General features: G+C 48.8%; 24 protein-coding genes. 11 read left to right on the top strand and 13 right to left on the bottom strand.

Annotated elements, in window-relative coordinates; all coding sequences use genetic code 11:
• Positions 1-98: 98 nt before the first annotated feature.
• Together CHI14_RS12630 and CHI14_RS12625 are read right to left on the bottom strand one after the other, a co-directional pair.
• Positions 99-719 carry a pyroglutamyl-peptidase I gene (locus CHI14_RS12630; RefSeq protein ID WP_095288789.1) on the bottom strand — a complete coding sequence of 207 codons (621 nt, stop codon included), beginning with the start codon at positions 717-719 and terminating at the stop codon, positions 99-101.
• A 91-nt stretch (positions 720-810) separates the two neighbouring features.
• The gene (locus CHI14_RS12625; RefSeq protein ID WP_095288788.1) at positions 811-1,815 is read right to left on the bottom strand and encodes a Gfo/Idh/MocA family protein; all 1,005 of its coding nucleotides are present in this window, start codon (positions 1,813-1,815) and stop codon (positions 811-813) included.
• 192 nt (positions 1,816-2,007) lie between these two features.
• On the opposite strand from CHI14_RS12625, the gene CHI14_RS12620 reads away from it, so the two are divergent.
• The 6 genes from CHI14_RS12620 to CHI14_RS12595 all read left to right on the top strand — a co-directional run bounded on the left by CHI14_RS12620 (position 2,008) and on the right by CHI14_RS12595 (position 8,510).
• Complete coding sequence (locus CHI14_RS12620; protein ID WP_095288787.1) at positions 2,008-2,775, top strand: ABC transporter ATP-binding protein; 768 nt, start codon at positions 2,008-2,010, stop codon at positions 2,773-2,775.
• Positions 2,757-3,506, top strand: coding sequence for an ABC transporter permease (locus CHI14_RS12615; RefSeq protein ID WP_095288786.1), 750 nt, complete (start codon positions 2,757-2,759; stop codon positions 3,504-3,506). Before CHI14_RS12620 ends, CHI14_RS12615 begins: the two co-directional genes overlap by 19 nt.
• Before the next feature lie 49 nt (positions 3,507-3,555).
• A complete protein-coding gene (locus CHI14_RS12610; RefSeq protein WP_095288785.1) occupies positions 3,556-5,289 on the top strand; it encodes a helix-turn-helix domain-containing protein in 1,734 nt (577 codons plus the stop codon).
• Between the two features lie 204 nt (positions 5,290-5,493).
• The gene (locus tag CHI14_RS12605; protein ID WP_095289102.1) at positions 5,494-6,465 is read left to right on the top strand and encodes a FecCD family ABC transporter permease; all 972 of its coding nucleotides are present in this window, start codon (positions 5,494-5,496) and stop codon (positions 6,463-6,465) included.
• A gap of 1 nt (position 6,466) precedes the next feature.
• On the top strand, positions 6,467-7,483 hold the full coding sequence (locus tag CHI14_RS12600) for a FecCD family ABC transporter permease (RefSeq protein WP_095288784.1): 1,017 nt from the start codon (positions 6,467-6,469) through the stop codon (positions 7,481-7,483).
• Positions 7,484-7,556: 73 nt separating this feature from the next.
• The gene (locus tag CHI14_RS12595) at positions 7,557-8,510 is read left to right on the top strand and encodes an iron-hydroxamate ABC transporter substrate-binding protein (RefSeq protein WP_095288783.1); all 954 of its coding nucleotides are present in this window, start codon (positions 7,557-7,559) and stop codon (positions 8,508-8,510) included.
• 142 nt (positions 8,511-8,652) lie between these two features.
• Here CHI14_RS12595 and CHI14_RS12590 read toward each other — a convergent pair whose 3' ends face one another.
• Genes CHI14_RS12590 through CHI14_RS12575 form a run of 4 tightly spaced genes read right to left on the bottom strand, consistent with a single transcriptional unit; the run spans position 8,653 to position 11,451 of the window.
• Positions 8,653-9,075, bottom strand: coding sequence for a macro domain-containing protein (locus CHI14_RS12590; protein WP_095288782.1), 423 nt, complete (start codon positions 9,073-9,075; stop codon positions 8,653-8,655).
• Between the two features lie 43 nt (positions 9,076-9,118).
• The gene (locus CHI14_RS12585; RefSeq protein WP_095289101.1) at positions 9,119-9,994 is read right to left on the bottom strand and encodes a TIGR02452 family protein; all 876 of its coding nucleotides are present in this window, start codon (positions 9,992-9,994) and stop codon (positions 9,119-9,121) included.
• Positions 9,995-10,013: 19 nt separating this feature from the next.
• The gene (locus tag CHI14_RS12580) at positions 10,014-10,490 is read right to left on the bottom strand and encodes an NADAR family protein (protein ID WP_095288781.1); all 477 of its coding nucleotides are present in this window, start codon (positions 10,488-10,490) and stop codon (positions 10,014-10,016) included.
• A 31-nt stretch (positions 10,491-10,521) separates the two neighbouring features.
• Positions 10,522-11,451 carry an NUDIX hydrolase gene (locus CHI14_RS12575; protein WP_095288780.1) on the bottom strand — a complete coding sequence of 310 codons (930 nt, stop codon included), beginning with the start codon at positions 11,449-11,451 and terminating at the stop codon, positions 10,522-10,524.
• A 192-nt stretch (positions 11,452-11,643) separates the two neighbouring features.
• Between CHI14_RS12575 and CHI14_RS12570 the strand changes: the two genes are divergently transcribed.
• The 4 genes from CHI14_RS12570 (at position 11,644) to CHI14_RS12555 (ending at position 17,106) form a co-directional block, all read left to right on the top strand.
• Positions 11,644-12,795 (top strand): DUF418 domain-containing protein, encoded by a 1,152-nt coding sequence (locus tag CHI14_RS12570; RefSeq protein WP_170948115.1) that lies wholly within the window; start codon positions 11,644-11,646, stop codon positions 12,793-12,795.
• 222 nt (positions 12,796-13,017) lie between these two features.
• Positions 13,018-13,452 (top strand): MarR family winged helix-turn-helix transcriptional regulator, encoded by a 435-nt coding sequence (locus tag CHI14_RS12565; protein WP_095288778.1) that lies wholly within the window; start codon positions 13,018-13,020, stop codon positions 13,450-13,452.
• A 59-nt stretch (positions 13,453-13,511) separates the two neighbouring features.
• Positions 13,512-15,293, top strand: a complete 1,782-nt coding sequence (locus CHI14_RS12560) for an ABC transporter ATP-binding protein (RefSeq protein WP_095288777.1) — start codon at positions 13,512-13,514, stop codon at positions 15,291-15,293.
• Positions 15,277-17,106: an ABC transporter ATP-binding protein gene (locus CHI14_RS12555; protein WP_249281086.1), complete on the top strand. Its 1,830-nt coding sequence runs from the start codon at positions 15,277-15,279 to the stop codon at positions 17,104-17,106. The genes CHI14_RS12560 and CHI14_RS12555 overlap by 17 nt, the downstream gene beginning before the upstream one ends.
• A gap of 74 nt (positions 17,107-17,180) precedes the next feature.
• On the opposite strand, the gene lpxA is transcribed toward CHI14_RS12555, so the two are convergent.
• From lpxA to CHI14_RS12535, 4 genes are all read right to left on the bottom strand, one after another.
• A complete protein-coding gene (gene lpxA / locus CHI14_RS12550) occupies positions 17,181-17,957 on the bottom strand; it encodes an acyl-ACP--UDP-N-acetylglucosamine O-acyltransferase (protein ID WP_095288775.1) in 777 nt (258 codons plus the stop codon).
• Positions 17,954-18,979 (bottom strand): UDP-3-O-(3-hydroxymyristoyl)glucosamine N-acyltransferase, encoded by a 1,026-nt coding sequence (lpxD, locus tag CHI14_RS12545; protein WP_095288774.1) that lies wholly within the window; start codon positions 18,977-18,979, stop codon positions 17,954-17,956. The genes lpxA and lpxD overlap by 4 nt, the downstream gene beginning before the upstream one ends.
• A gap of 21 nt (positions 18,980-19,000) precedes the next feature.
• Positions 19,001-19,831 carry a UDP-3-O-acyl-N-acetylglucosamine deacetylase gene (gene lpxC, locus CHI14_RS12540; RefSeq protein ID WP_095288773.1) on the bottom strand — a complete coding sequence of 277 codons (831 nt, stop codon included), beginning with the start codon at positions 19,829-19,831 and terminating at the stop codon, positions 19,001-19,003.
• Positions 19,832-20,307: 476 nt separating this feature from the next.
• Positions 20,308-21,633, bottom strand: a complete 1,326-nt coding sequence (locus tag CHI14_RS12535; protein WP_249281085.1) for an ATP-binding protein — start codon at positions 21,631-21,633, stop codon at positions 20,308-20,310.
• A 499-nt stretch (positions 21,634-22,132) separates the two neighbouring features.
• Between CHI14_RS12535 and CHI14_RS12530 the strand changes: the two genes are divergently transcribed.
• The gene (locus tag CHI14_RS12530; protein WP_141236669.1) at positions 22,133-22,465 is read left to right on the top strand and encodes a hypothetical protein; all 333 of its coding nucleotides are present in this window, start codon (positions 22,133-22,135) and stop codon (positions 22,463-22,465) included.
• Positions 22,466-22,529: 64 nt separating this feature from the next.
• Here the strand turns inward: CHI14_RS12530 and mglC are convergent, their stop codons facing one another.
• From mglC to CHI14_RS12515, 3 genes are all read right to left on the bottom strand, one after another.
• Positions 22,530-23,549: a galactose/methyl galactoside ABC transporter permease MglC gene (gene mglC / locus CHI14_RS12525; protein WP_095288771.1), complete on the bottom strand. Its 1,020-nt coding sequence runs from the start codon at positions 23,547-23,549 to the stop codon at positions 22,530-22,532.
• Between the two features lie 14 nt (positions 23,550-23,563).
• Complete coding sequence (locus CHI14_RS12520; protein ID WP_095288770.1) at positions 23,564-25,069, bottom strand: sugar ABC transporter ATP-binding protein; 1,506 nt, start codon at positions 25,067-25,069, stop codon at positions 23,564-23,566.
• Positions 25,070-25,143: 74 nt separating this feature from the next.
• Positions 25,144-26,205 (bottom strand): galactose ABC transporter substrate-binding protein, encoded by a 1,062-nt coding sequence (locus tag CHI14_RS12515; protein ID WP_095288769.1) that lies wholly within the window; start codon positions 26,203-26,205, stop codon positions 25,144-25,146.
• Positions 26,206-26,218: the final 13 nt, after the last annotated feature.

The following is a 26,218-nucleotide window of genomic DNA, read 5'->3' as shown; positions in this document are numbered from 1 at the left end:
TACTCCATCCAATCCCTATTGCAACGAACGTTACACACTGGGTAAAGTCAAAGTCACCCTTAACTTAGCTACTACCTTACATACAAGAAGACCATGATTTACGCTTCCGCCACCACGGTGCGTATCATTACTCGCAAGGCATCATGCATTGCACTTATCGGCAGCGAAGGCACCGACGGCTGCAGCAATGACATCTCCGTAGAAGCCGGGAAATGGACAAATCCCGCCCGGATCGGCAGCTGCTGCAATCGAATGTAATCCAGCACACGATACATCGTATTGTTGCAAATATACGTTCCGGCGGTATTGGATACCGCTGCCGGAATGCCTGCCGCAGTCATATTATTCACCATCGCGCGGATGGGCAATGTCGAGAACAGGCCGTCCGGACTGCCTTCGGTTATCGGCTCGTCCACAGGACGCTGTCCCTGGTTATCCGCATAGGAGCCAGGCGGAATGTCTTTTACATTCACAGCGATGCGCTCAGGCGTTACGGCTGTCCGGCCTTTGGCTAACCCGCAGGCAATCACGACATCCGGACCGTATGCTTCCATCTCGGCAATCAGCAGATCCGCACATTCGTCGAAATGTACCGGCAGCAGCACGGTTTTCAGTTCGGCGCCTTCCACCACTTCCTGTGCGAGAGCTTCCATCAGTTCTCCCGTGGGATTCACGGCATCCCCGCCAAAAGGCTCAAACCCTGAAATCAGAATTTTCATCCTAGTCCCACTCCCATCCATTCATTTCGTATCCCGTACGATTTCTCTGCATACTTACCTACATAGAACCGTCCGGTTATGATTGTTACCATTACTCAAATTTATATCGCAAGCCCCACTGTCCACGAATGGTATCCATCAGTTTCATAATCTCAAGGGACTCGTCCAGCGGGATAATTGAACTTTCCGTTTTGCCTTCCAAGATGCAGCGTCCAGCCTCTTCTGCTTCAAATGCATAGCCGATGCTTGTCCGATCATCCGTAAACTTCTCGGGCTCGTCCTGACCATTCACATGCAGATATGCTTCTTTACCAGCGAGGAAAAGTGGCAAACGAATATATCCCTCTGTACCATACACGACAGCTTCGTTGCTCAGGTTCAGACGGACTGCCCCGTTCAATGATGCCGAGCGTCCTTCCGAATAAGAGAGCAGTACGGAGAACTGTTCATCCACACCGGTCTCCCCGATGTTCGCCGTGCTCCAGACATGCTGCGGCTGCTCGCCAAAGATCATGGACGCGAATGAAACAGGATACACGCCAGCATCCAGCAGAGCGCCCCCGCCCAGATCCGGGTTCAGCAGCCTTCCTTCAGGCTCCCAGCCAATACGGAAACCAAAATCTCCTTTGACAAGCCGCACTTCACCGATTCGTCCTTCGGCAATCCACTTCCGCGCCTGAACAATCGGAGGCAAGAAACGCGTCCACATGCCTTCCATCAGGAAGAGCTTGCGGCTGCGAGCCGTCTCCACCAGCTGCTCCAGCTGACGTCCGTTCATCGTAAACGGCTTCTCACACAGCACTGCTTTTCCCGCTTCCAGACAAGCCATTACATTTTCTTTATGAAAAGGATGCGGCGTAGCAACATAGATAATATCCACCTCTGGATCCTGCAGCAGTTCTTCATACGATCCGTATCCGCTTGCAAAACCATATTCAGCTGCAAATTTCTCCGCACTTTCCCGTGTACGCGAACCAACTGCTGCCTTCACGGCATTGCCGGCATGCTCCAGATCTCTGGCAAACTGGGATGCGATCCATCCTGTGCCCATAATGCCCCAATTTACCTTGTCCTGTCGTCCCGTAACTCCTGTCATATGAAAGCCTCCCTTGTACCCTATTGGTAGAACCAATTCTGACTCTCCTCTATATTACCAAAAAGAACCTCTGACGTCAGACGTTGGTTTCACCTCCTGCCCCGCATGCTTGCACAGTGCTGCTTTCATTTCAATTCTCGAGCATTTTTGCTAAGATTATCAGCAGATCACGGATGAAAGGAAGATCCCGCTGTGTCTACTCTCGTAACCATTCAACAACTCACCAAACATATTGGAACAACCGAACAGCGACTCCTATTCGAGAAGGTGAATGCCTCTGTCGATGAAGGAGAGCGAATTGCCGTACTGGGTGCATCCGGCCAGGGCAAAAGCACGCTGCTCCGCATCCTGTCCTTATTGGATGTGCCCGATGGCGGAGATATTCTGTGGCAAGGCACCTCTTACCTCCATTCCGATCCCAGAATCTGGCGCATGCGCATGTCCTATGTTGCACAGCAACCCGTTATGCTTGCAGGCAGCGTTGAAGATAATTTGAAAACCGTTCACTACCTCCACCGGACACCCTATGATTCCAATCTGGCTAGCCGTCTGCTGGCCGGAATGGGTCTGGAAGGACTGGATATTCATAAGCGGGCCAGTGATCTTTCAGGCGGAGAAAAACAGCGCATAGCATTGATCCGTTCCATCATGCTTCGTCCCAAAGTGCTGCTGCTGGATGAAGTCACCGCTTCTCTGGACCGGACCAATGCCAAGCTTGTCGAACAGCTATTGACCGAATGGAGCAAGCAAGAGGGCATTTCACTCGTATGGGTCACCCATGATCAGGATCAGGCACGCTCGTTCAGCACAACGACATGGTTTATGGGCGAACAGACCCTGCTGGAACGTCAGCCCACCTCCCTTTTCTTTGACCATCCGCATTCGGAACTGGCCCGTCAATACATTCTGCGCCCTGCCCCCAAGGCAGATAAGGAGAACACATGTCCATCCTCGCACTGAGTTTCACCATCATATTTATTATGCTGACCATGCTGATTTCTGTTTGGCAGAAGCTTGGTCTGGAGAGAGATATTGCTGTAGGTACCGTTCGTTCGGCGGTTCAGCTGCTGCTGGTCGGATATGTACTTCAATTTATCTTCAACTCGGACCACCCTGCACTCATCATTGCGATTGTAGGTTTTATGATAACCGTGGCATCCTTCAACGCGGGCAAACGAGGCAAGGGACTACGCCGAATTACCCTATATATCGCAGCAGCCATTACGGTGACCGAGCTATTGATGATGGGACTCCTGCTGGGTCTTCACATTGTCGAGCCGACCCCGCAATACATTATTCCACTCAGCGGAATGACGATTGGCAATGCGATGGTTGTCTCGGGGCTGTTCCTGAATCAGATGAAACGTGAGGTTGAAGCCTCCAAAGGGGAGATTGAGACACTGCTCTCTCTGGGTGCTGCGCCCAGACGTGCATTTCAGGATGTATTGAAACGGTCTGTCAAATCCAGCATGATTCCGACCATTGACGGGATGAAAACGGTAGGCCTCGTGCAGCTTCCAGGCATGATGACCGGCATGATTATCGCAGGCGCCGACCCCGTTGAAGCTGTCCGTTACCAGATTCTGATTGTGTTTGCCTTTACCAGCTCGGCTGCCATAACCAGCATCATACTGAGTCTGCTGACGTACAGACAATGGTTTACCTCAGATATGCGTCTGCGCTCGTTATAGAAAGAATCGATTCATTCATTGAATATATAGAAGGAAAGGAGGCCCCTCCATGATAAACAAATCAGATATGGTTCATCATCCGAACGCCCATCCCTCTGCGTCCAACAACATGAACCGTACCATTACGGCCACGGGCAAGGAAGCTGTATCACCGAGTGATGTGGGGCTGTTCCTGGAAGATACCCTGCTCGAACTTCACCAAACAGACCTGATCAGGTTCACGAGCAAGGAATGGACTTGGAGTAAACCCGATATTAACCACCATACCTTTATATACATGCATAAATTTACGGGTAAACTGATCATGAATGGTACCGAACACCTCGTTAGCCGCAAATCAGCCTTCCTCTGCAATCCAGGCACTGCCTTGGAATTATTCAGTGACACAGGCCATGAGACCGAGCTGTATATCATCAATTATGATCTGTTCCGGGCAGCGGAGAAAAGCGAGAAACGAATTGTTTATGAGCGTGAATCAAGCTTTCCGGTACAGGGCTGGATTCAGGGCCCTTATTACGGCATACAGCGCATTGCAGCACAGCTGACTGCGGATGACGGACCAACCTCTCATAAAAAGAAGATGCTCATGACCGAGCTGCTGCACATGCTCTGGCCTCAGGAAGTGCTGATAAATAACGATAGCGCAGAGGACGACCCGGACCAATGGCTCCAGGTAACAATGCAATATATGCGCGACAACTATATGCATGAGATCAAACTGGAGAAACTGGCCGAGCTGGCAGGCATGCATCCATCGTATTATTCGCAGCTATTCAAGAGCCGGATGTACAAAAATCCAATTGAATACGTAACCCATCTGCGCATGAACCGTGCCAAGGAACTGCTGATGACCTCGGACATGCGCATTCGCGATGTGGCCCGAAGTGTAGGTTACCGGGACGAATTTTATTTCAGCCGGCGTTTTCGAAACCATGCCGGCTACGCGCCAACGTCCTATGCGAAGCAGGTGCACCGCAATATTGTTTCGCTTTCATACCCCTACACCGATCATCTGATGACTCTCGGCATAACGCCTTGTGCGGCTCAGATCCAGGGACATCTACCCCATATCCCGAAATCGCTCAGTCTGCCATTTCATGCCTATGAGCCTTGGGAGCAAGGACGTCAGGCATTCCTGGATGTGAACCCCGACCTGATTCTGACCAAGGACAATGCAGCAGCAAAAGCGATGGAACATATCGGGGATATCGCTCCGATCATCACCATCCCCTGGAATCAGACCGACATGTTCGGTCATCTTCATACGATTGCATCCATCGTGGATCGCACCCAGGCAGCGAATAACTGGCTGGAACGGCACGAACGCAAGGTTGAGCGTGCACGCAAAAAGATCAGGGAGACGATTGGGCAGGCAACGGTTGCGGTATGCACATTAACTGCAAAGGGGCCGCGGATGTACAGCACCCGTAACTTCGGTCATGTGTTCTACCGCAGCCTGCAGCTGACTCCACCTGAACGCATTCAATCCGAGCTCGCTGGCAAACCTCCAGGTGTAGGTTTCAACTGGATGTCCATCACTCCAGGAGAATGGGATGGATTGGAGGCTGATGTTCTGCTGCTGGCCGTGACCTCGGTGAAAGAACGCGCCTCCCTGCTGCATCAAATCCACGCTGATCCGCGTTGGAATCGGTATCCGGCCGTCCAGAACGGGCGTGTTCATGTCATTGATTGGAATTCGTGGGTTGTATATGCACCCTATTCCATCAACATCCAGCTGGATGAGGCCGTTATGCTGTTGACGAACAAAGGACCCTTTTTGTAATCTAAAAAATGTCCATCATCCTAATCTTAATTTATGCCATGTACGGGCCTGAATTAAGATTTTATAATGAACTCTAATTGATAATGATAATCAATAACAGCAGAGCTGATCTTGCTGGCAACAAAAGGAGTGACCCCCATTCAACATCCGGGACTGCCACGTCGTCCGTCCAATTCAAAAAAATCCCCGGTGACGATTAGCCTAATGTTTTTGTCAGCCATCGCCATTCTGCTGATTAGCCTGTTTGGCGCCCTATCGCTTGGTGCCAAATCGTTAACGCTCGAAACGGTATGGGCTGCCATATTTCAGTACAATCCAGCTCTGACACCCCATCAGATTATACATGAGCTCCGTCTCCCCCGCGTAGTTGCCGCGGCTATCGTTGGCGCAGCCTTTGCGGTTGCTGGGGCGCTGATGCAGGGAATTACACGCAATCCGCTGGCGGATACGGGAGTACTGGGCATCAACGCAGGTGCCACCTTCATGGTGGCGTTGAGCTTTGCCATCTGGCCAGGACTGCCTTATGCCTGGCTCATGGGCCTTTCTTTCGTTGGTGCCGTACTGAGCACCCTATTTATTTTCCTGCTGGGGTCAGCTGCGCCGGGGGGACTGACATCCATGCGGCTGACGGTTGCAGGTGCTGTCGTTGCAGCCATGCTTAGCTCGCTAAGTACAGGTGTCGCGATTTATTTTGACCTAAGCCAGGATCTCGCCTTCTGGTATGCCGGTGGCTTTGGCGGTATTGAATGGCGGCATCTGATACTCATTGTTCCTGTACTTCTGATCACGTTGCTGCTGACCATGCCTCTCGCCCGGAGAGTATCCCTCATGTCGCTCGGAGAGGAAGTTGCGCTGGGCCTGGGGATTAATATTCGCATGACCCGATTCCTTGCCCTCACGGCTGTGGTTATACTGGCAGGCGTGTCCGTATCCGCCGTCGGCTCGATCGGATTCGTCGGGTTAGTGATTCCGCATATTTCCCGTAAACTCGTCGGTGTCAATTATCGTCTGATCATCCCCATGTCCTCCCTGCTTGGAGCCATCCTTCTGGTATTGGCCGATCTGGGGTCACGCATCGTAAATCCACCGGAGGAGCTGGCGGTAGGCATCATGGTTGCTTTTGTCGGTGTACCGTTCTTCCTCTATCTGGCCCGCAAGGAAAGGAGGGCATTGTAACATGAGATCCACTGTGCCTTCACGGGGGAAACGATCCATCGCAGTCAGTGTTACGCTGCTCTGCATTGCATGCGCGGTTATCGTGATCAGCCTGAATACAGGTACGATCCGTCTCTCTCCGCTCGCTGTACTGCAAACGCTGCTTGGCCATGGCAGTTCGGACGATCAGATTGTGTTATTCGATTACCGCCTGCCTCGCATTCTCATTACAGTCCTGGCTGGAGCAGGACTTGGCATCTCGGGAGCGGCCCTGCAAGGTATCACGCGTAATCCGCTTGCCGATCCCGGCATTCTCGGCCTTCATGCAGGAGCAGCATTGGGACTAATGGTTTTCGTAAGTCTGTCCTATTCCATGGATGGCTCGATTGCCCTGCTGATCCCCTTGTTTACTTTTGCAGGCGGAGTCATCTCGGCACTGATCATTATGCTGCTCGCCTATGACCGGCATAACGGGGTATCTCCCATCAAGCTGATCCTTGTCGGAATCGCGGTCTCCGCAGGGTTTCATGCGCTAACGTTATATCTGTCTCTTCGTCTGGATGAAGATACATATTCCTTCGCTGCCCGCTGGCTCGCCGGAAGTGTGTGGGGACGGGACTGGATTCATGTGCAGGCTCTGCTTCCATGGATTGCAGTCTGTGTTCCCTACATCTGGAGCCGTTCCAAAACGCTGGACGCTTTCGGTCTTGGAGATGCAGCCGCCACGGGCATCGGTACATCCGTCCGATCGCAGCGCATATGGCTTCTCTTATGTACCGTGGCACTGTCAGCCATAAGTGTATCCATGGCCGGAGGGATCGGATTCATCGGGCTGGCCGCACCACATCTCGCCCGCAGACTTGTCGGTCCGATGCATCGCCACCTGATTCCGGCGGCAGGTCTCATTGGTATGGTCATCCTGGTTACTGCCGATACGATTGGACGAACGATTTTCCAACCGAATGCCATCCCCGCAGGCATTGTGGTGGCTGCCATTGGTGCACCTTACTTTTTATATCTGCTGGTGAGAACCAAATGATCGAAGCTGTTGATCTACTTTATTCATCTAATTATCAACATCCATGTGATGTCCAAGGAGAATGTGAATATTCATGTTAAAGAAAAACCTATTGCTTGCTCTGAGCATTTGCCTGATATTTGTGCTTGCCGCTTGCGGAACTGCCAGCAATTCTGGCTCTTCATCCGCTGCTGGCAGCACTTCCACTGGCAGCACCTCCGAGCAGCAGGATAATAGTCCGGCTTCCGGAGAACAACGCATCGCCTCGATGTCCATCCACCTGACCAATGACTTGCTGGCGCTTGGCATCACACCTGTGGGTTCCGTTATTGGCGGCGAAGCCAAAGCGTTCCTGTCCCATGTTGCGGATCGCCTGCAAAACACGACGCCGCTTGGTCCGGTGAAAGATCCCGACATGGAAGCCCTGCTTGCCCTGAAGCCGGATGTGATCTATCTGGATGAAGAATATTCCGGGGATGACATCGCCAAATTTGAGAAAATCGCTCCTGTGCATGTATTCAATCTGGATGACGGCACATGGCGTGATCACCTGAAGGACATTGGCAAGCTGGTTGATCGCGAGAAGGAAGCAGAGCAATATATTCAGGATTATGCAGCAGAGACCGAAGAGGTAAAATCATTAATTCATGATGAGATCGGCGATGGTACCGTGATGGCCATCCGTGTAACTGCCAAAGAATTGCGTGTATTCAGCACGCGCCGCCCAATGGGGCCAATCTTGTATGATGATCTTGGACTGACCCCGGCCAAAGGCATAACGGATATTGATTCCACCAAGCCTTACCAGGTGATCTCCCGTGAAGTGCTGCCTGATTTCGATGCAGATGCCATCTTCGTGGTGGTGAACTCGGATGAGGAAGCGGAGAACATGTTCAAAGAACTGCAAAATAATCCGATCTGGCAAGGGCTAAAAGCCGTTAAAGCCGGTCACGTCTACACCATCGGCGCGCAGCCTTGGCTGGACTATTCCGCGATTGGCAATAAAATGGCACTGGATGAGGCCAAAGAGATGTTTACCCAAAAATAAACCAATACCTCACTGGAGAAATCACAAAAAAAACCTCGCTTACGAACTGGAGAGGGAACGGCAAACTTGCTGTCCTGTTCTCCTCCGTCCGAAGCAGAGGTTTTTTCTATATATATTAATGAAAGCCGGTCATTCCTCCTCCTCATAAGGTACAAACGACAATCTCAACATCCGTGTCAGCAAACGTATCCTGAATAATGCCGCTTACTTTATCCCACTTCAGTCTGTCGAGCCCGCAACCAATCTGCGGCATAGCCAGCTTACTGATTTCTTGTTCTACACAGACGTCTCGCATCGATTGCACCGCGCGGGTAAACGATGAATAGGTCGGTTTATTCGAGAACTTCGCTTTGGTTACCAGATTCAACGTACGACCTACCGGGTAACACCGCCCAATCTCAAGCGCTTCCTGCTTCGCCTGCTCCTGTAGAACCTGAAGCCCGAATCTTTTCCGAAACTGTACTGCAATTCCCGCCCCCATGCGGGCATCAGCGGAAATGCAATGAGCGAGCGTATAAGCTTCATCCATTGCAAACAAATCCTGTTGGATCTCACGAAATTGCATCTGAATCCTCCTTCTTCACATATTAAAATGACTTACTTGCTGTTCAAAGCAATTGTTCTTGAAACGCCTTGAGTATTCTCTGTCCAGCTGATCTGTCCAACACAGCAAATACAATTTGCTCAAAGGACTGCCTGAAATTCTCCTGTACCAGGACATCATGGAAATACCTCGCCACATCCACCGGATCATTCCGAAACACCCCGCAACCATAAGCCCCCAGTACAAGGTTACGATGTCCATTCATCGCTGCCACGTCCAAAATATACCGAATTCGCTCCTTCATAACCAATTCGATCTGCTGGTCATCTGCCTGCCCCCGTTCCTTCACAACACCAGCATTTACGGCGGGTGCCGTAATAAAAGAAGTCGTGTAATATTGAGCTAGCAGCCGATCCTCATCATCACGTATGACCGGTACACCTGGCGAATAGATCATATAGTCTGAATACAGACAGGTGCGCAGCTTACGATTATGATCATACATTTCATTCATTTGTGAAATACAAGGATATAACCCGGTAGCCCGGGCGAGACTCTCTTCCTGTGCTTGACTTCCACCCAGGAAACCTCCACCCGGATTTTTCGCTGAGGCAAAGTTAAGGCAAACGACATCCGTTCTCCCTTCGTCTACCACGAGACGTGAAGCTGCGGCAAGCGTCGTCTCACCGGTGACTTCAATCTTGGCGGCTGCAGACTTAGGCGCTGCCTGTAATTGGCGCACCTGCTCCCGAAGTGCGGGAAGCTCATTCGGACGGTATAAAACGGAGCCCTGAATCGCTCGTTTCAAATCTTCATCAATCGATACCCTGCGGTCATATCCGTTGATGTACTGCCCCTCTTCCAGGATGGCCAGTGTCTCCTGGGCAATACGAGCCCGGCCCGAGCGCTGATTTGTGCTTTTTAGCTGGTTATTTTTCATATGCTGGTTAGCATTCATTCTAATCACTTCCTATCTCATCTCTTAGCCGGGTCAGAATCTCACCGAGCCAGTTGGTTCCTCGCCATGTTCTGCGATTGCGGATACGTGGATCTTCCTCTGCCAGCCCAACGCCCCAGATCCGGTCATCCGGGCTTGCTTCCACAAGGGTCGTGCCACGGGTGGCGAGCAATGCGGCGAGCAGGTCTTCATTTTGTGTGAACTTGGCCTGGTTACCTTCATAAACAATGCGTTTGCAGTTTGCTTCCCATATCTCTTGGTTGAACCCAGCTACCTGTCTGCCCAGCTTTTTTTGTACTGAAGCCGAGCTCGCCTTCAAAATCTTGTCCGCAATGGCCTGATCGCCAAACAGCAGTGCTTTTTGATGCATCATGTACTGTTCAGCGCTCGTATAACTGATTCCGTTCACCTTAAAATCAGCCGGATGCCACTGGGAAAAGGGTGATGCAGTACGCCAAAAAAAAGTAAACTTCTCCATGGTTCAAGGAGTCCTCCTTTCAATACAAACATTATGTCGTCATACGCTCCGGGTTCAATCTGTATAGACGGGAAGGACGATGTCCTGCATTGCCCGTAAACTCTCCGGTTTCGATCACCCAATCAGCGATTTTGCGCCGGAAGGCTGCAGCCAGCAGCTTTTTTCCACTAATAATCTCATAGACCTTCTGCAGGGCCGTCAGCGTAAATGTCTCCGGCATCAGATTAAAAGCAATATCCGTATATTCCACTTTGGATCGTAATCGTTCCAGCGCATAATACATGATCTTGGCGTGGTCAAACGCTATGCCCTCCACTTCCAAGATGGTCATGCTGCTGCTTCGCACGCTTCCTTCCACAGCTTCCTTCACCTCAATGACAGCCGATAGCTCCTCTGTTCCATTCGACAACGTCAGCTGCACTCTTCGCTCCGTCGTACGACCTCGTTCATGAATATGACGCTTCTCTTCAAGGAGCCACTGTTCTACCCTGAACCAGTCCGCATCACTCGCATCATCACCTGCTTCCAGCTCAAGCTCGCTGCTATCAACGAGCGCCATGTACGAGCAGCTGATTACCCTTGTACGAGGATCGCGGTGCACATCACCCCACGTGTACAACTGTTCCAGATAAATATCATCCAGCCCGGTCTCCGTAACCAGCTCGCGGCGTGCTGCATCTTCCAGGGATTCCTGCATGGACACGAATCCACCTGGTAATGCCCACTTCCCCATATAGGGATGACCACCGCGGCGAATCATCAGCAGCTGAAGTGCAGGCTCAGCAAGTTTGCGATAATTGGACTGAGCTTCACTCCTTATCGTGAATACAAGCATATCTACCGTCACAGAAGGACGCTCATAATCACCTGCATTATATGTCTCCAGAAACTGCTGCTCGCTTATATTGCCATGATTCAGATGGTCCAATGGTCGGTCCTCCGAATAACCTTCATTTGTCATATTTAAAACTCCATTCTGTTATTAACAAAATGTTATTAACAATTAGATAATAAGAAGTTAACATATCTATTAGCCTTCGTCAATATTTCCCATATCTAAAAAATAGGAACGGTGTTTGCTATTTATTTTAGCACAATTGTGTTATATTGATTTTAATTCACTCGTACTAGAAAAGGAGGATGTATCGCTGGAATGAAAAGGATCGTATTATTGGATGTTCTTAGAGGATTCGCGATTATCGGTACACTGGGGACGAATATTTGGATTTTTGCTTACCTGGGCGACCTAAACAAAATGTTTGGAGATCCGCTTCAGCCCTGGTGGGCCTCAGCTGATCGTGCAGTGCAAACACTAATGCTTATGCTGGTGAACGGAAAATTCCTCGGACTGCTTACACTTCTCTTCGGGGCAGGCATGGAATTAAAGCGGCAAAAAGCACTTCGTGAAGGATATGTCTGGCCAGGGGTTTACATCTGGACATGTGTGCTGCTGCTCATCGATGGATTGCTGCACTACACGTTGGTCATGGAATACGATGTGCTGATGAGTTATGCGATTACAGGTGTCATTGTGTCCTTCATCATTAACCGTTCCCGCCGCTTTATTCTGATTGTGATGGGGCTCATGGGCGGTATACATCTCATCGGAGTGGGTGGAATTACCGCACTGTTGGCTCTTTCAGAGAGTGGTTCCACCTTCAATGGCATGGACACGATTACCAAGCTATACGCCTCGGGCACATGGTGGGAGCAGGTTCTGTTCCGGCTGGACAACTTTGCTTTCTTTCGAACAGAGTCCATCGCCATCATTCCGCTGAATATCTTTCTGTTCCTGCTGGGTTCCATGCTCATGCGTGCAAACCTATTCTCAGACGAGGCATCCGGGCGTCTTAGACGCCGCAAATTAATGAATTTCGGGCTTGCCGCCGGCATTCCTCTGAATCTGCTCCTGCTGGTGCCGGGAGGTAGCATGGACTTGTTCGTTCGGTACATCAGTGCACCGATCCTTACCCTCGGCTATCTTGGGCTGATCGCTTACATGCTGGAGAAGAATAGGTTCGCCGGTCTCTTCAGGCGGTTCGGAGAGATTGGCAAGATGGCATTGAGCTGTTACATTATGCAAAACATTCTGGCTTCCGCCATCTTTTACGGATGGGGTCTGGGACTCGGCGGCACTCCGTCCTCGCTTGTGATCCTGTTACTGTGGGCCGGCATCTGTATTCTAATGATGTTATTCTCACATGCATGGCTGCTCAAATTTAAATGGGGACCGGTCGAATGGTTATGGCGCAAGCTCTCCATCTCTCCTGCTGTCAAGTCACAGTCACGGACTGAACCGATGTAATATTAAATAGGGTTACCTGTAAGAGCACCACAGTATTTCTCCCTCTTCAGTTCGAGCTGCGGATCCGTTCCGGAGCTCTTTTTCTTATGTTACAAAACCTGATCGCTCCGCGCTGGGGATACGATTCCCTTGCATTTTTAATTTGACCTTACAAATGCCTTGACGATATGTAAGATCAAACTTATGATTTAGTTAGTCGACTAATTAATAGGAGAGTAGCTTATGAATTCAGCCCGCAGCGAACGGCTGCTCGGACAATTATCCGAACTTGTGAAGTTACATCGCTATAAAGTTCATGAGAAGCTGGTTAACCACCCCGAGCTGTACCCCGGACAACCTCCACTGCTGTTCCAGCTTGACCGTGAAGATGGTCAAACCCAGAAAAGTCTGGCCGAGAAGCTTCGCCGTGCTCCTGCAACCGTTACAGTCATGCTGAAACGCATGGAAACCTCGGGATATGTAAGGCGTGAAGCCGATCCGAATGACCAGCGCAGTCTGCGTGTCTATCTGACCGACCAGGGCCGCAGCGCGCTCAAGGATTTGAGTGAGGTATTTCAGGAACTGGAGCTCCAAGCTCAGGAAGGATTTACGCCAGAAGAAACGCAACTCATGTCAGCGCTTGCACAACGCATGATTCACAACCTTCGTGAATCCTGAATGACGCATGGAATTTTGCAGCATGATTTTAGACTTGATTGAATGAGGTGATTTCCCTATTGTGGACGTTAAAACGATTTTTGACGCCTTATAAGTCAGCCGCCATACTCGCTCCACTCCTCATGGTGCTGGAGGTAGCCATGGACCTGCTTCAGCCGAAGCTGATGTCCAGCATTGTGGATGATGGCGTGCTTGCCGGTGACCTGCCCCATATTGTACGCACGGGGCTGTTCATGCTATTGTTTGCCCTCATTGGCTGGGTTGGCGGAGCAGGCTGTACACTCTTTTCCAGCAAAGCGTCTGTTGGATATGGCACTGATCTGCGCCAGGAACTGTTCGACCATATTCAAACCTTTTCCTTTCGTAATTTGGACACATTCCAGGAAGGATCGCTCATCACGCGTTTAACGAGCGATATTACGCAGATGCAGACCTTTGTACAAATGCTCCTGCGAATGTTCATCCGGTCGCCGATGCTGATCATCGGCAGTATTATTATGGCATTTACGATCAGTATCAAGCTGGCGCTGATCCTCATGATGACCGTACCCGTTCTCTTTGTCATTCTGTATATTCTCATATCCGCTTCCTATCCGCTGTTTGCCAGCGTGCAGAACAAACTGGATCAAGTCAACGCCGTTCTGCAGGAAAATCTCGCTGGGATTCGTGTCGTCAAGGCTTTTGCACGGGCCGGCACGGAGAATAAGCGTTTCAATCAATCCAATGAGGATTATACGGGAACAGCGGTGAGAGCCTGGCGCATTGTTACGCTGAATGCACCTGTACTCAGCCTGATGCTGAACGCGACCATCGTAGCCGTATTATGGTTTGGCGGGTTTCAGGTTGTAGGAGGCGATATTGCAGCCGGGGATCTGATTGCTTTTATCAACTATGTAACGGTGGTGCTCTCCTCCCTCACCTCCATCGGCATGATGATGATGAGTTACTCCCGGGCCAAGGTGTCTGCCGCGCGGATCAACGAGGTTCTACATACAGAGCCGGACATTCAGTCAGGCCATGAAGCTCAGAGTGAGAATGCAGTGCCGAATCAGGCCATTCAGGTTGGCTCCAATCCGCCATCCAGGGCTACTGGCCGACCAGGTGAGGTGGAATTCCGGGACGTTTCGTTCCGTTATGACGGCGAAGATGCCCTCACGGGAGTTAATCTTACTGCGCGAGCAGGGGAAAAAGTAGCTTTACTCGGTTCCACCGGTTCAGGCAAGACATCACTCGTGCAGCTGATTCCCCGCCTATATGATGCCTCACTCGGTGAAGTACTCGTTGGCGGTGTTAATGTACGGAACTGGGATCTTCAGCTGCTTCGCAGCAGAGTGTCCATTGTATTGCAGGAATCCATTCTGTTCAGCGGCAGCATCCGGGATAATATCGGCTTCGGCAGACCGGGTGCCACGGATGCCGAGATCCGTGCAGCGGCGCGGGCAGCGGCTGCGGATGAATTTATCATGAACCTGAAAGATGGTTACGACACGGAGCTTGGACAGCGGGGAGTCAATCTCTCCGGCGGGCAGAAACAGCGTATTTCCATTGCGCGTGCCCTACTCATGCGGCCGGATGTTCTTATTTTGGATGACAGTACGAGTGCAGTCGATCTGCGGACCGAAGCAAGCATTCAGAGAGCACTGCATTCCCTAATGAAAGACAGTACAACCTTTTTGATTGCACAGCGCATATCTTCGGTGAAGGATGCTGACTGCATTTACGTGCTGGATGAGGGGAGAATCGTGGCAAGTGGTACACATGACGAACTCATGGCCAATTCCACACACTATCAATCCATTTATGATTCCCAACAACGGAAGGAGGATGTTCAATTTGGCTAAACCTGCATCTTCCTCCACACAGCCACCTGTCGTTCCTCCCATCGGAAGACCTGGACCGGGCAGGGAACCAGTTCCGAAAGTAAGAGCCAAAAATGCCAAGCACGCCATCCTGCGAGTATGGTCTTACATGGGACGCCATCGCAAAGGGGTTATCATGGCTCTGGTCCTTACCGCTCTGGGAACACTGCTTAATCTCGCGGGACCCTACCTTCTCGGCCGTGCTGTCAATGAGCATATCGTTCCGAAAGTGACGGACGGCCTTTTGAAGGACTGCCTCCTGTTACTAACGGTATATGTCCTGAGTTCACTCATGATGTGGGGACAGTCTTATGTCATGATCGGCGTATCCCAATTGACGGTGAAGGATCTGCGCCAGGCTTTGTTCTCCAGGCTTCAGCAGCTGCCCATAAGCTTTTTTGACAAAAATCAAAGTGGAGACCTGATGAGCCGGGCTACCAATGATATCGATAACGTGTCCACTACCCTGAATCAGAGTGTGACTCAGCTGATGTCCAGTGCGATTCTCCTTGTTGGTTCGCTGTCGATCATGCTTGCTCTGGATATCCGGCTGACGCTTCTCAGTCTGGTGACCGTGCCGTTAATCACGATTGCCACCAAGCTGATCGCTTCCAGAACACGCAAACATTTTTCTGCCCAGCAGAAGCTGCTCGGTGAGCTGAATGGTTATGCGCAGGAAACGATCGCCGGACAAAAGGTGGTTGCCGCCTATAACCGTCAAGAACAGGCACACCAGCATTTCGAGAACCTGAATGAAAAGCTGCGTACAGCCAGTACGCAGGCCCAAACCGTATCCGGGCTGGTTGGACCTACGATGAACGTCATGAACAACATTGGATTTGCCATTCTCGCAGCAGTAGGTGGATGGATGGCTTACCACGATTTAACGTCCATCGGACTGATTGTAAGCTTTCTCGCCTATTCCCGGCAGATTGAGCGGCCACTTAACGATCTTGCGAACCAGTACAACCTGATTCAGGCAGCCATCGCCGGTGCCGAGCGTGTGTTTCAGATTATGGATACACCAAGTGAATACGAGGAGAAACAGAAGAAGCAGCTGGATCACATTCAGGGTAAAGTTGTTTTTGAGAATGTATCCTTTGGATACAATTCCGATAGAGAGATTCTGAAAAATGTCAGCTTCACGGCGCAACCTGGCGAGATGATTGCTCTCGTCGGGCCAACAGGTGCCGGCAAAACAACCATTATTAACCTGCTCCCACGCTTCTATGAAATTACGGGCGGAAGCATTACCATTGATGGCACGGACATCTCGGAGCTGGAGAAGGATCACCTCAGGCGCAGACTCGGCATTGTGCTGCAGGATGCCTATCTGTTCTCGGGAACCATCCGTGATAATATTGCCTACGGTAAGCCAGATGCGACCGATGAGCAGATCAGGCAGGCAGCTGAGCTGGCCAATGCCCACTCATTCATTCGCAAGCTGTCCCAAGGTTACGACACCCCCCTTATTGCGGGTGGAAGCAATCTGAGCCAAGGACAGCGGCAATTGCTGACGATCGCCCGGGCCATCCTCGCCGATCCGGCCATTCTCATTTTGGATGAGGCAACGAGCAGTATTGATACCCGTACGGAAATGCAGATTCAGGAGGCGATGCGCACGTTGATGAAAGACCGGACCAGTTTCGTCATCGCCCATAGACTGAGCACGATCCGGGAGGCAGATCAGATACTGGTGATCGATTCAGGCCAGATTGCCGAGCGGGGTAACCACGAGGATCTTATGCAGCAAAAGGGATTCTATTACCAGCTTCATCAAGGTCAGCTAAACTGATCCAATAACTGAGCGACAACATAAAAACGCCGCATGAAGTTCCGTTATATTCGGACCTGTGCGGCGTTTTCATTTTATCGCTTCATTCGTACAATTCCGCGTGTAGATTTATTTAAAAAATTCAATGTGTGTTCCTTAAATTCAGAAGGAGGTAAGTTGTTTATTGCTTCAATAGATTGATCGAGAGTTCGCTTTTGGCGAAATAAAATGGTATTAATCTTTTTTATCGTGCTTATTTCTTCATTTGTAAATCCATTTCTTCTTAGACCAATGGCATTAATACCATGTATGTACGAACGTGGACCATCTGCTAAAGAATATGGAACAATATCTTGTGAAACTTTACTTCCTGCCCCAATCATTGCAAATCTTCCGATGTTACATGATTGATGTACACCAGAACCACAACCAAAAGTAATATAGTCTTCAATATTAACATGTCCGCCAATTTGCACATTATTGACGATGACGTTATGATCTCCCATCAATACATCATGTGCGATATGAGCATAATTCATAATAAAGTTGTTACTTCCTATTCTCGTGAAACAATCTCCTTTTGATGTGCCTTTACATAAGGTGACATACTCTCTTACGGTATTATTATCTCCAATAATGAGATAAGATTCTTCGCCTTGGTAACTTTTATCTTGTGGTTCTGAACCGATAATGGCACCATGTGAAATATAGTTATTCTCTCCCAATATCGTGTTAGACCCTATGATAACGTGGCTTCCAATCCTACACCCGCTACCTATCTTTGCATTTTCTTCAATAATACTGAAGGGTCCGACTTCGACATTGTCCCCAATTACTGCCGTGCGATGAATCATGGCTGATTGATGTATCATTTAGCACCTTCCTTTATTTGGGAAAGTTCAGCAAGTTTTTCATTTAGTTTTTTTATCGTTTGTGGGAGTCTGGAGAGTGCAGCGGATTCTCGTAGTTGTCTCTTATGTGAACGAGCTGTATATCCCGACACCATTGAGTTCTTGGGCATATTTTTAGTAACCATGGTTTTAGCTAAAACAACACAGCTGTCTCCAATGGTGATATTATTAATAACTGCACTTCCACCAGCCATTATGACGTGATTACCAATTGTTGATGAACCACCAATTGCACTTGTACCCGCGATGATGCAGTGCTCTCCAATTTGAACATTATGGCCAATTTGGATAAGGTTATCCATTTTGGTCCCTTTACCAATCGTTGTTGAATCAATTGTTCCGCGATCTATTGTCGTGTTTGCACCAATTTCAACATCATCAAAAATAATGACATTCCCAATATGGGGGATTTTCACTTGTCTTTGCCCATCCCATTCAAAACCAAATCCGTCAGCACCAATCACTGCGCCAGAGTGGATGATGACATTATCTCCGATGAAAGTATCATGTAAAATAGTGACATTAGGGTGTATCAAGCAATTCGTTCCAATGGTCACATTTTTACCAATAAATGAATGCGCGGAAATGATCGTATGATCGCCAATAGAAACATCTTCTTGGATTACCGCGAAATCGTCGATCTGCACATTGTAGCCTAACGTTACCGAAGGCTCAATTGTTTCTGATGATACTACACCACTACTTCTGGTTTTCTTACTAAACATTTCAATTAAACGAATAAAATCGAGTCTGGGATTCTTCACCTTAATAACAGGTACTTTAAATTCTAATATTGTCGTTTCTGGCACAATGAGTGCCGAAGCATTACATTTATCTAATTTATTTAAATTTTTATCCGTAACAAAAGCAATTTCTCCCTCTTTAGCAGCACTAATTGAACCTACACCTGTTATAACGACATTGCCATTACCTATTAAAATCCCATTTAACTGTTCAGCAATTTCATTTAAATTACATGGCATGGTATCGTCTCCTCTTATTTTTTAGATTAAATTATTTAATAATTCTCGAGCAAAAAGAGCGTTTAAATAGTGAGAGGTTCCCGATCCTATGATGTTTGCATGAAAAGGAGGATTCAAAGCTAAATCACCAATAAGATCCAACAGCTTGTGACGAGACAATTCATCATGAAAACGTAGGTTAGGATAAATTTCCTTATTACCAACAACTATTCCATGCTCTAAAGAAGCTCCTTGAATTAAACCTTTGCTTCTTAAGTACATTATTTCTTCTTCAAAGCAAAATGTCCTAGCTGGCGCAATATCAGTTAAGTAATCGTTTTCAATGAAATTAAAATTGGATATTTGATCCGAGAGGTAGGCAATTTTATGTTCATTTTTAAAACAAATGCAATAGGAAATCATTGAAGAGGGATAAGCTTCAAGAAAAGAATTACCGTGTTCAACTCTAACTTTTTGTTGTAATTGAAGGTACGTTTTTTTGACTTCTTGCTGCAGATGGCCAACTTCTGAAATCTTGGCTGCAATGTGGGTAGAGCTGCCATCAAAAATAGGTAATTCTTCACCATTAACATCAATAATCACGTTATCGATGCCCATCCCGCGTACAGCAGACATTGTATGTTCAACCATAGATACAGCGTATCCATGCTTGTTTTTAAGCTGTGTGCAACGTTCTGTATTGGATACATTACCGATTTTAGCTTCAATAATTTCATATGGATCTACATCCACTCTTCTAAAAACAACACCCGTGTTTGGTTGTGCAGAATGCAGAGTTATCTCTGACACATTTCCACTATGTATAGCAATGCCGTCTAATGTAAAACTATTACGAATCGTTTTTTGGTACATAGCATCCCCTCCATTTTATTGAACATTAGTCTACTGAAATAATGGAACAGCCCATCCTGTTTATCGTGTAACTTAGCAAACAGCCTCGCTCCCTTCGACATAATTGTCGCACTCGGATCCTATTTTACATGTATTATATCGATTATGATTAGCTGATGTTGTCGATATTTGGAGGCTCTCGTCAAATTCACATGAATGTATAATTTGGTAATTAAACTAAAACAAAATGTTATTATCTTACGAGGTATGACACGGTATGAAAATGTTCACAGTGCCGTTTCACCGTTATATGTGATACTACATTAACTAACGTTAAACGGAGTATTTCGGCGGTCTGTTTCCGAATGATTGCTCAAGAACAGGAAAACAAAAAAACCTTAGCACTCATTGAGCTAAGGTTCTGAACAAACTATTTCTTTTGTTTTTTTTATCTGTCTATTTAACTGTGAGCAGTTCAGCGTTTTTGTTTGCTGGTATTATGCTCCCATAGGTAAATGAAGGGTGAATGTAGAACCCATCCCTATTTCACTATGAACGGTAATTTTGCCATGATGGTCCAAAGCAATTTTCTGACAGAGTGCCAGTCCAAGTCCTGTACCTTCTTCCTTGGTCGTATAAAATGGATCAAAGATCGTCGCCAGTGCGTTCTCAGGAATGCCGCTGCCCGTATCTGTAATTGAGATAAGTGCTTCTTCTCCATCATGTAACAAACCAATACGTACTTCGCCAGGGTCTTCCATTGCTTCAAAAGCATTACGAATCAGATTAATCAGGACCTGTACGATCTTGTCCCGATCCATATTGACCACAACTGATTCGCCTGTCATCTCTAATGTAATCCGGTGTCCACGGGATGCTGCATCTGACTCGGTTAATGACAAAACACGTTCAAGGCATTGGCCCAGCCTCTCCGGTTTCATTAGATGAGCCTGCGGCTTGGAAAATTGCAGAAACTCTGCAGTCAGGTCCGTGACCCGGATCACTTCGCCCATAATCACTTCATACCATGGGGCAATATTGAACGCTTGTCCGCGTGACAGCTGCAAGAATCCACGAATCGCCGTGAGCGGATTACGGATTTCATGCGCCATGCCGGCTGCAAGTTCTCCAACGGCCCTGAGCCTTTCCGAACGGTAGATCTCTTCTTCATTCTTAATCCACTTGCTGCGCTGTGCCTGAAATAGCCGCTCCTCTGCAATCGTTATTAACTGCTGAAGGGTCTCTGCTGTCTCCGGATAGATCGAAATGCTATACGTAACCTGTAATCCTTTCAGATCGGTGGTTTGCATCGTACTTATTCGTTCCTCGATACCCGCAACCTCGGGCAAAATGATTGAAAATCGATCTCCCGCATAACGGGATATCCCATAAGCATCCGCAAAATGCTTGGAGATGCTCTCCCCTGTCCCCGCTATGATGGTACTCCAATTGTTTTCCACTTCCTTGTTAAATCCGTTGAAGTTCTGGATGTTCAGAAGAATGAGCAAAAAGGACCCCTGCTTCTCTGCCGTCTCTTGCAGAGCATTCATATATCCTTCATAGTTGAGCAGCCCTGTAAGCGGGTCGTGCAGGGTGAGGAATTGATTTTTTTCGCGCAATCTGCGCTTTTCGGCTTCGCTGTTAACCAGCGTATGATACATAAAGATGATAACAATTGCTGTGAGTAGATCGAATAGGGAAACCGACAATGTGTAGGCATCTATCGTTACATAGGATAGCCGAATCCCTGTATATTGCAGCACGAGCAGGAGAGAAATGGGCAGGGTCTGCTCCACACGCTGTTTGTTCTGAATCATTGTCATGATGAGCAGGTAATATAACATGTTACACCAGTTCAATTCACTGAAATAATGGAATACGCCAAGGAAAATCCATTGGATTTTTTGTAATACAGGATATCGTCTTTCTCCATAAATGCTAGCAACAAATAAGACACCGGCAAGGATCATCCATGTGAGGCTGGAAGTACGGTCCAAAAAATAGGAGGACAGGATTACAAGCAGGCAACCCAATGGGAAAATAACCCTTTTCATCGTGTACGTTAGCAAACAGCCTCGCCCCCTTTGACAATCTACTCACATCTAACATTTTAATTACATGTATTATATCGATTATGACTAGCTAATGTTGTCGATTAATGGAAGCTCTCCAAATTGGAATGGATAGGGCTCATGGGTTATATACCATTTATTTAGCGTCTTGAATAGCTGCTCTGCACATAATCCATCTTTTTTCTGGTATGTTATAATACAATAATGGATTTATTTTCAATAAAAGTGGAAGCTGAAGGTGATTCTCATGGTGGAACGTAGAAGACCATACGGAATTGGCACATTTTCTCTGCTCATTGTGGCTTTGGGATTTGCATTTAATTATGCATGGGGGCCTGAGGATTTTAGGTTCGGGTATTATCTGTTTCATCAGATGAATTGGCCCATCTATAGCAAAGGGGACGAAGGATTGGTTATTCCAACAGTCACAACTGCAATTTTCTGGATCCCTGCTGTGATGATTGCCCGAAAATATGATCATCATTACGGTACCCGCGTCGCATTTAATGTTGCTCGATTCATGCTGATCATCTGTTTCATAGGCCCTTTGGTTATTGTGTTGGACTGGATCGTCAATTCATAAAAAAAGAATAAGCCAGCGCTCTGACGTTTCAGAGCACTGGCTTTGTTCTTCTCTTTCAACTGAACTATTTCTTCGCCATATATTTACGGATATCAAATGCAACAGCGGCAACAATAATCAGTCCTTTAATAATCAGCTGCCAGTACGGACTCACACCGATGAAGGTAAGGCCGTAGTTGATAACCCCGAAGATGAGTACACCGGCCATAACACCTGGCACTGTACCGATGCCTCCGGCTGTTGAAACGCCGCCAACGACACACGCCGCTATGGCATCCAGCTCATACATATTGCCGTAGTTATTCGTCGCTCCACCTGTGCGCGCTGCCTCCAGCACACCACCCAGTCCATACAACGCTCCCGCAATGGCATACAGGGCAATCAAATTGCGTGCGACGTGAATCCCCGACACATGCGCAGCCTGGATGTTGCCGCCTATGGCGTACATATTTTTGCCGAGACGGGTTTTGTTGAAAACGACCCAGCAGATTAAGGCTACTGCAATCGCAATCAGTACAATATAAGGGATCGAGTAGCCACCGCCCAGATCAATATAGCCTGATCCGATCACCGTGAAGTCCGGTCTAAGTCCTCCAATCGGCTGTGACTGGTTGGGCTCTGTATCAAAATAAATCGAGTTCAAACCATAGACAGCCACCATCGTTCCCAGTGTCGCGATAAATGGAGGTACATGCAGCTTGGCAACTATAATTCCATTTACCAATCCGACAATCAGACCAGCCACAATTCCGATTATAATGGGCAGCCCCACCCATAAATGAGGCAGATCCGGGAAGAAGCGATTGGCATATTCGTCAATTTGCAGCATGGATGCGGATACCACAGCCGTCAGACCTACCACCCGTCCAGCAGACAGATCGACTCCGCCAGTGACAAGAATGAAGGCCGCCCCAAGTGCGATAATGGCCCGTGTGGAGGATTGCTGTAAAATATCCCGTAGGGTAGAGAAAGCAAGGAAGTTCGGGTCCGCAATGGCAATGCCGATGACAAGCAGAATAAGTACGATAAAGATGGCGCGCTGCGTTACATACTGTTTCACCTGATTGATTACTTGCGTGTTCATCTGTTTCCTCCTGTCTAAGCCATCCGCTGCTGAGCGGCCAGCCTCATAATTTCCTGCTCTGTGGCGTCGGCTCCGTCTACAATGCCGGTCAGCCTTCCTTCACTCATCACCATGATCCGATCGGACATCCCAAGCAGTTCAGGCATCTCCGAGCTGATCATGACAATGCTTTTGCCCTGACGAGCCAGTTCCGTAATAATGGAGTAGATTTCAAATTTGGCGCCCACGTCAATACCCCGCGTCGGTTCATCAAGCAGCAGAATTTCCGGGCTGGTCAATAACCACCGTGCCAGAAGCACTTTCTGCTGATTCCCCCCAGACAGGTTGCGAATAAGCGTGTTAACGGAAGGCGTTTTGGTTCTGAACTTCTGGGTTTGCTCCCTTGCCTCTTCTCGTCCCTTCTTCTCATCCAGCAGCCCAACCCGGTTTCGGTACCTTCCCAGACTCGCGATGATCGTATTTTCATACACGGATAACACCGGAAATATGCCCGTAACCCTACGCTCCTCGGTGAGCAGCGCCATATGATGACGTTTCGCCGCGGCGGGTGAGTTGATCTTCACCTTGCGTCCATGAATCGAGATTGTGCCCGAAGCAAGCCCTCGCAGTCCGAATAAGGATTCGATCAGTTCTGTCCGCTGCGCCCCCACGAGCCCTCCAATACCGAGTACTTCACCTTTCCGGAGCTCAAACGTAATATCCCTGAACGAGTGGGTCTGGCTCGATGTTAACCCTTCCGCCTTCAAAATCACTTCGCCAGGCACGTTGGTCCGTTCCGGAAAACGTTCGTCCAGATCCCGTCCAACCATGCGGGTGATGATCAGGTCGGTAGTCAGATCAGCAGCATCCCAGGTACCGACAACAAACCCGTCACGCATAATGGTGACTTCGTCCGAAATCGTGAGGATTTCCTCCATTTTGTGCGAGATGTATATAATTGACACACCCCGGCTGCGAAGCTCGTTAATGATGGCAAACAGCTGCTCCACTTCCTTGCCTGTCAGGGAAGAGGTCGGCTCATCCATAACAATGACTTTCGATTGAAAAGAGACCGCTTTGGCGATTTCCATGGATTGTATTTTGGATACCGATAATGTTCCTGCCTGTGCCTTCGGGTCGATATCCAGATTCAGATCTTTAAACAAGGCCAAGGTATCGGCATACATTTTTTTCTCGTCGACCAGCAACCCTCTCATCGGGAAACGTCCCAGCCATATATTCTCCATCACGGGACGATGAGGCACCGGATTCAGCTCCTGATGGATCATGGATATGCCATGCTGCAGTGCTGCTTTGGAATTCGGAATGTCGACCTCTTTTCCATCGATTCGAATCGTCCCTTCATCCGGTCGGTACATGCCGAACAGACATTTCATCAGTGTCGATTTACCTGCTCCATTCTCTCCCATCAGGGCGTGGACCGATCCGGGCTTCACCTTCAGGGTGACTTGACTAAGTGCCTGCACACCCGGGAACCCCTTCGAAATCCCGTCCATCTCCAGCAGATAAGGTGATGCCATATTGGTTCCTCCCTTCCATATGCCCAGAAAAAAAAGGACGCCACCGGTAAGACGGACGTCCCTCTCTGCTGCTGTTATTGGGCGTCGGCAATGTTGTCTTTCGTAATTTTCTTGTAGGCGATCCAGACGTATTTGCCATCCGTAATGTCATATCCCGTATTTTCCTTCGTCGGCGTCTCACCCTTGGCAAGTACCGCAGCCAAAGCCACTGTTGCTGCACCCTGGTTCTTCGCATCATTCAATACGGTGCCCAGCATCGTGCCGTCCTGAAGCGCCTGAATGGCAGGAGCAGTTGCATCCACACCTACGACAGGCATCGCCTTGCCGTCCTTGAAGTATCCCGCTGCCTTCAATGCTTCGATGGCACCGAGTGCCATGTCGTCATTGTTGGCAAGTACAGCTTCAATCTTGTCGCCATGGGAAGCGAGGAATGCCTGCATTTTCTCCTGTCCTTTAACCCGATCCCACATCGCCGTGTCTTCCGCCAGTGCCTCTACTTCAATACCGGCATCCTGGATCGCCTGTACGGAGTATTTGGTCCGCAGCTCTGCATCCTGGTGACCCGGCTCGCCTTTCAGCATGACGTATTGCAGTTTGCCGTCCCCGTTTTTGTCCGCTTCGGGATGGGCTTTCCAGTAATCCACAATCAGCTGGCCGGAGATCGTACCCGACTCTTCCGCCTTGGCACCAACGTAGTACACCTTATCCCATTTATTCATGTCTTCCGCAACCGGCTCACGGTTCAGGAACACGACAGGAATGCTTGCCGCCTTGGCCTTGTCAATGATGACGCCTGCCGCCGTCCGGTCAACCGGATTCACAGCCATCGCACTGTATTTCTTGGATACAAACAGGTCCACCTTCTCATTCTGGGTCGGCTGTGCGTTCTGGCTATCCACGATATCGAGTGTGGCTTTGCCTTCTGCTGCTGCCGTCATCGCATTCCGTACGCCCGTCATGAACGTATCATCGAATTTGTAGATCGCAACACCAATTTTCGGCGTCTCCGTTCCGCCTGCTGCCTGCTCCTCCGTACCGGTTCCCGTACTTCCACCCGCACTGTCTCCCCCGCTGCTGCAGCCAACAGCCGCAACCATGAATGCAGTAAGCAGCAGTGTCATCCACGTTTTCTTCATATCCTAATGACCT

The organism is Paenibacillus sp. 7516 (genome assembly GCF_002272715.1).
Taxonomy (GTDB): domain Bacteria; phylum Bacillota; class Bacilli; order Paenibacillales; family Paenibacillaceae; genus Paenibacillus; species Paenibacillus illinoisensis_A.
The sequence above is the reverse complement of the archived record's forward strand: the minus strand, read 5'-3'. Positions and strand labels throughout refer to the sequence as shown.

Coding starts and splice junctions, on each gene's coding strand:
- CHI14_RS12630 (WP_095288789.1), bottom strand. CDS start 719: ATGAAAATTCTGATTTCAGGGTTTGAGCCTTTTGGCGGGGATGCCGTG.
- CHI14_RS12625 (WP_095288788.1), bottom strand. CDS start 1,815: ATGACAGGAGTTACGGGACGACAGGACAAGGTAAATTGGGGCATTATG.
- CHI14_RS12615 (WP_095288786.1), top strand. CDS start 2,757: ATGTCCATCCTCGCACTGAGTTTCACCATCATATTTATTATGCTGACC.
- CHI14_RS12610 (WP_095288785.1), top strand. CDS start 3,556: ATGATAAACAAATCAGATATGGTTCATCATCCGAACGCCCATCCCTCT.
- CHI14_RS12605 (WP_095289102.1), top strand. CDS start 5,494: ATGTTTTTGTCAGCCATCGCCATTCTGCTGATTAGCCTGTTTGGCGCC.
- CHI14_RS12600 (WP_095288784.1), top strand. CDS start 6,467: ATGAGATCCACTGTGCCTTCACGGGGGAAACGATCCATCGCAGTCAGT.
- CHI14_RS12595 (WP_095288783.1), top strand. CDS start 7,557: ATGTTAAAGAAAAACCTATTGCTTGCTCTGAGCATTTGCCTGATATTT.
- CHI14_RS12590 (WP_095288782.1), bottom strand. CDS start 9,075: ATGCAATTTCGTGAGATCCAACAGGATTTGTTTGCAATGGATGAAGCT.
- CHI14_RS12585 (WP_095289101.1), bottom strand. CDS start 9,994: ATGAAAAATAACCAGCTAAAAAGCACAAATCAGCGCTCGGGCCGGGCT.
- CHI14_RS12580 (WP_095288781.1), bottom strand. CDS start 10,490: ATGGAGAAGTTTACTTTTTTTTGGCGTACTGCATCACCCTTTTCCCAG.
- CHI14_RS12575 (WP_095288780.1), bottom strand. CDS start 11,451: ATGACAAATGAAGGTTATTCGGAGGACCGACCATTGGACCATCTGAAT.
- CHI14_RS12570 (WP_170948115.1), top strand. CDS start 11,644: ATGAAAAGGATCGTATTATTGGATGTTCTTAGAGGATTCGCGATTATC.
- CHI14_RS12565 (WP_095288778.1), top strand. CDS start 13,018: ATGAATTCAGCCCGCAGCGAACGGCTGCTCGGACAATTATCCGAACTT.
- CHI14_RS12555 (WP_249281086.1), top strand. CDS start 15,277: ATGTTCAATTTGGCTAAACCTGCATCTTCCTCCACACAGCCACCTGTC.
- lpxA (WP_095288775.1), bottom strand. CDS start 17,957: ATGATACATCAATCAGCCATGATTCATCGCACGGCAGTAATTGGGGAC.
- lpxD (WP_095288774.1), bottom strand. CDS start 18,979: ATGCCATGTAATTTAAATGAAATTGCTGAACAGTTAAATGGGATTTTA.
- lpxC (WP_095288773.1), bottom strand. CDS start 19,831: ATGTACCAAAAAACGATTCGTAATAGTTTTACATTAGACGGCATTGCT.
- CHI14_RS12535 (WP_249281085.1), bottom strand. CDS start 21,633: ATGACAATGATTCAGAACAAACAGCGTGTGGAGCAGACCCTGCCCATT.
- mglC (WP_095288771.1), bottom strand. CDS start 23,549: ATGAACACGCAAGTAATCAATCAGGTGAAACAGTATGTAACGCAGCGC.
- CHI14_RS12520 (WP_095288770.1), bottom strand. CDS start 25,069: ATGGCATCACCTTATCTGCTGGAGATGGACGGGATTTCGAAGGGGTTC.
- CHI14_RS12515 (WP_095288769.1), bottom strand. CDS start 26,205: ATGAAGAAAACGTGGATGACACTGCTGCTTACTGCATTCATGGTTGCG.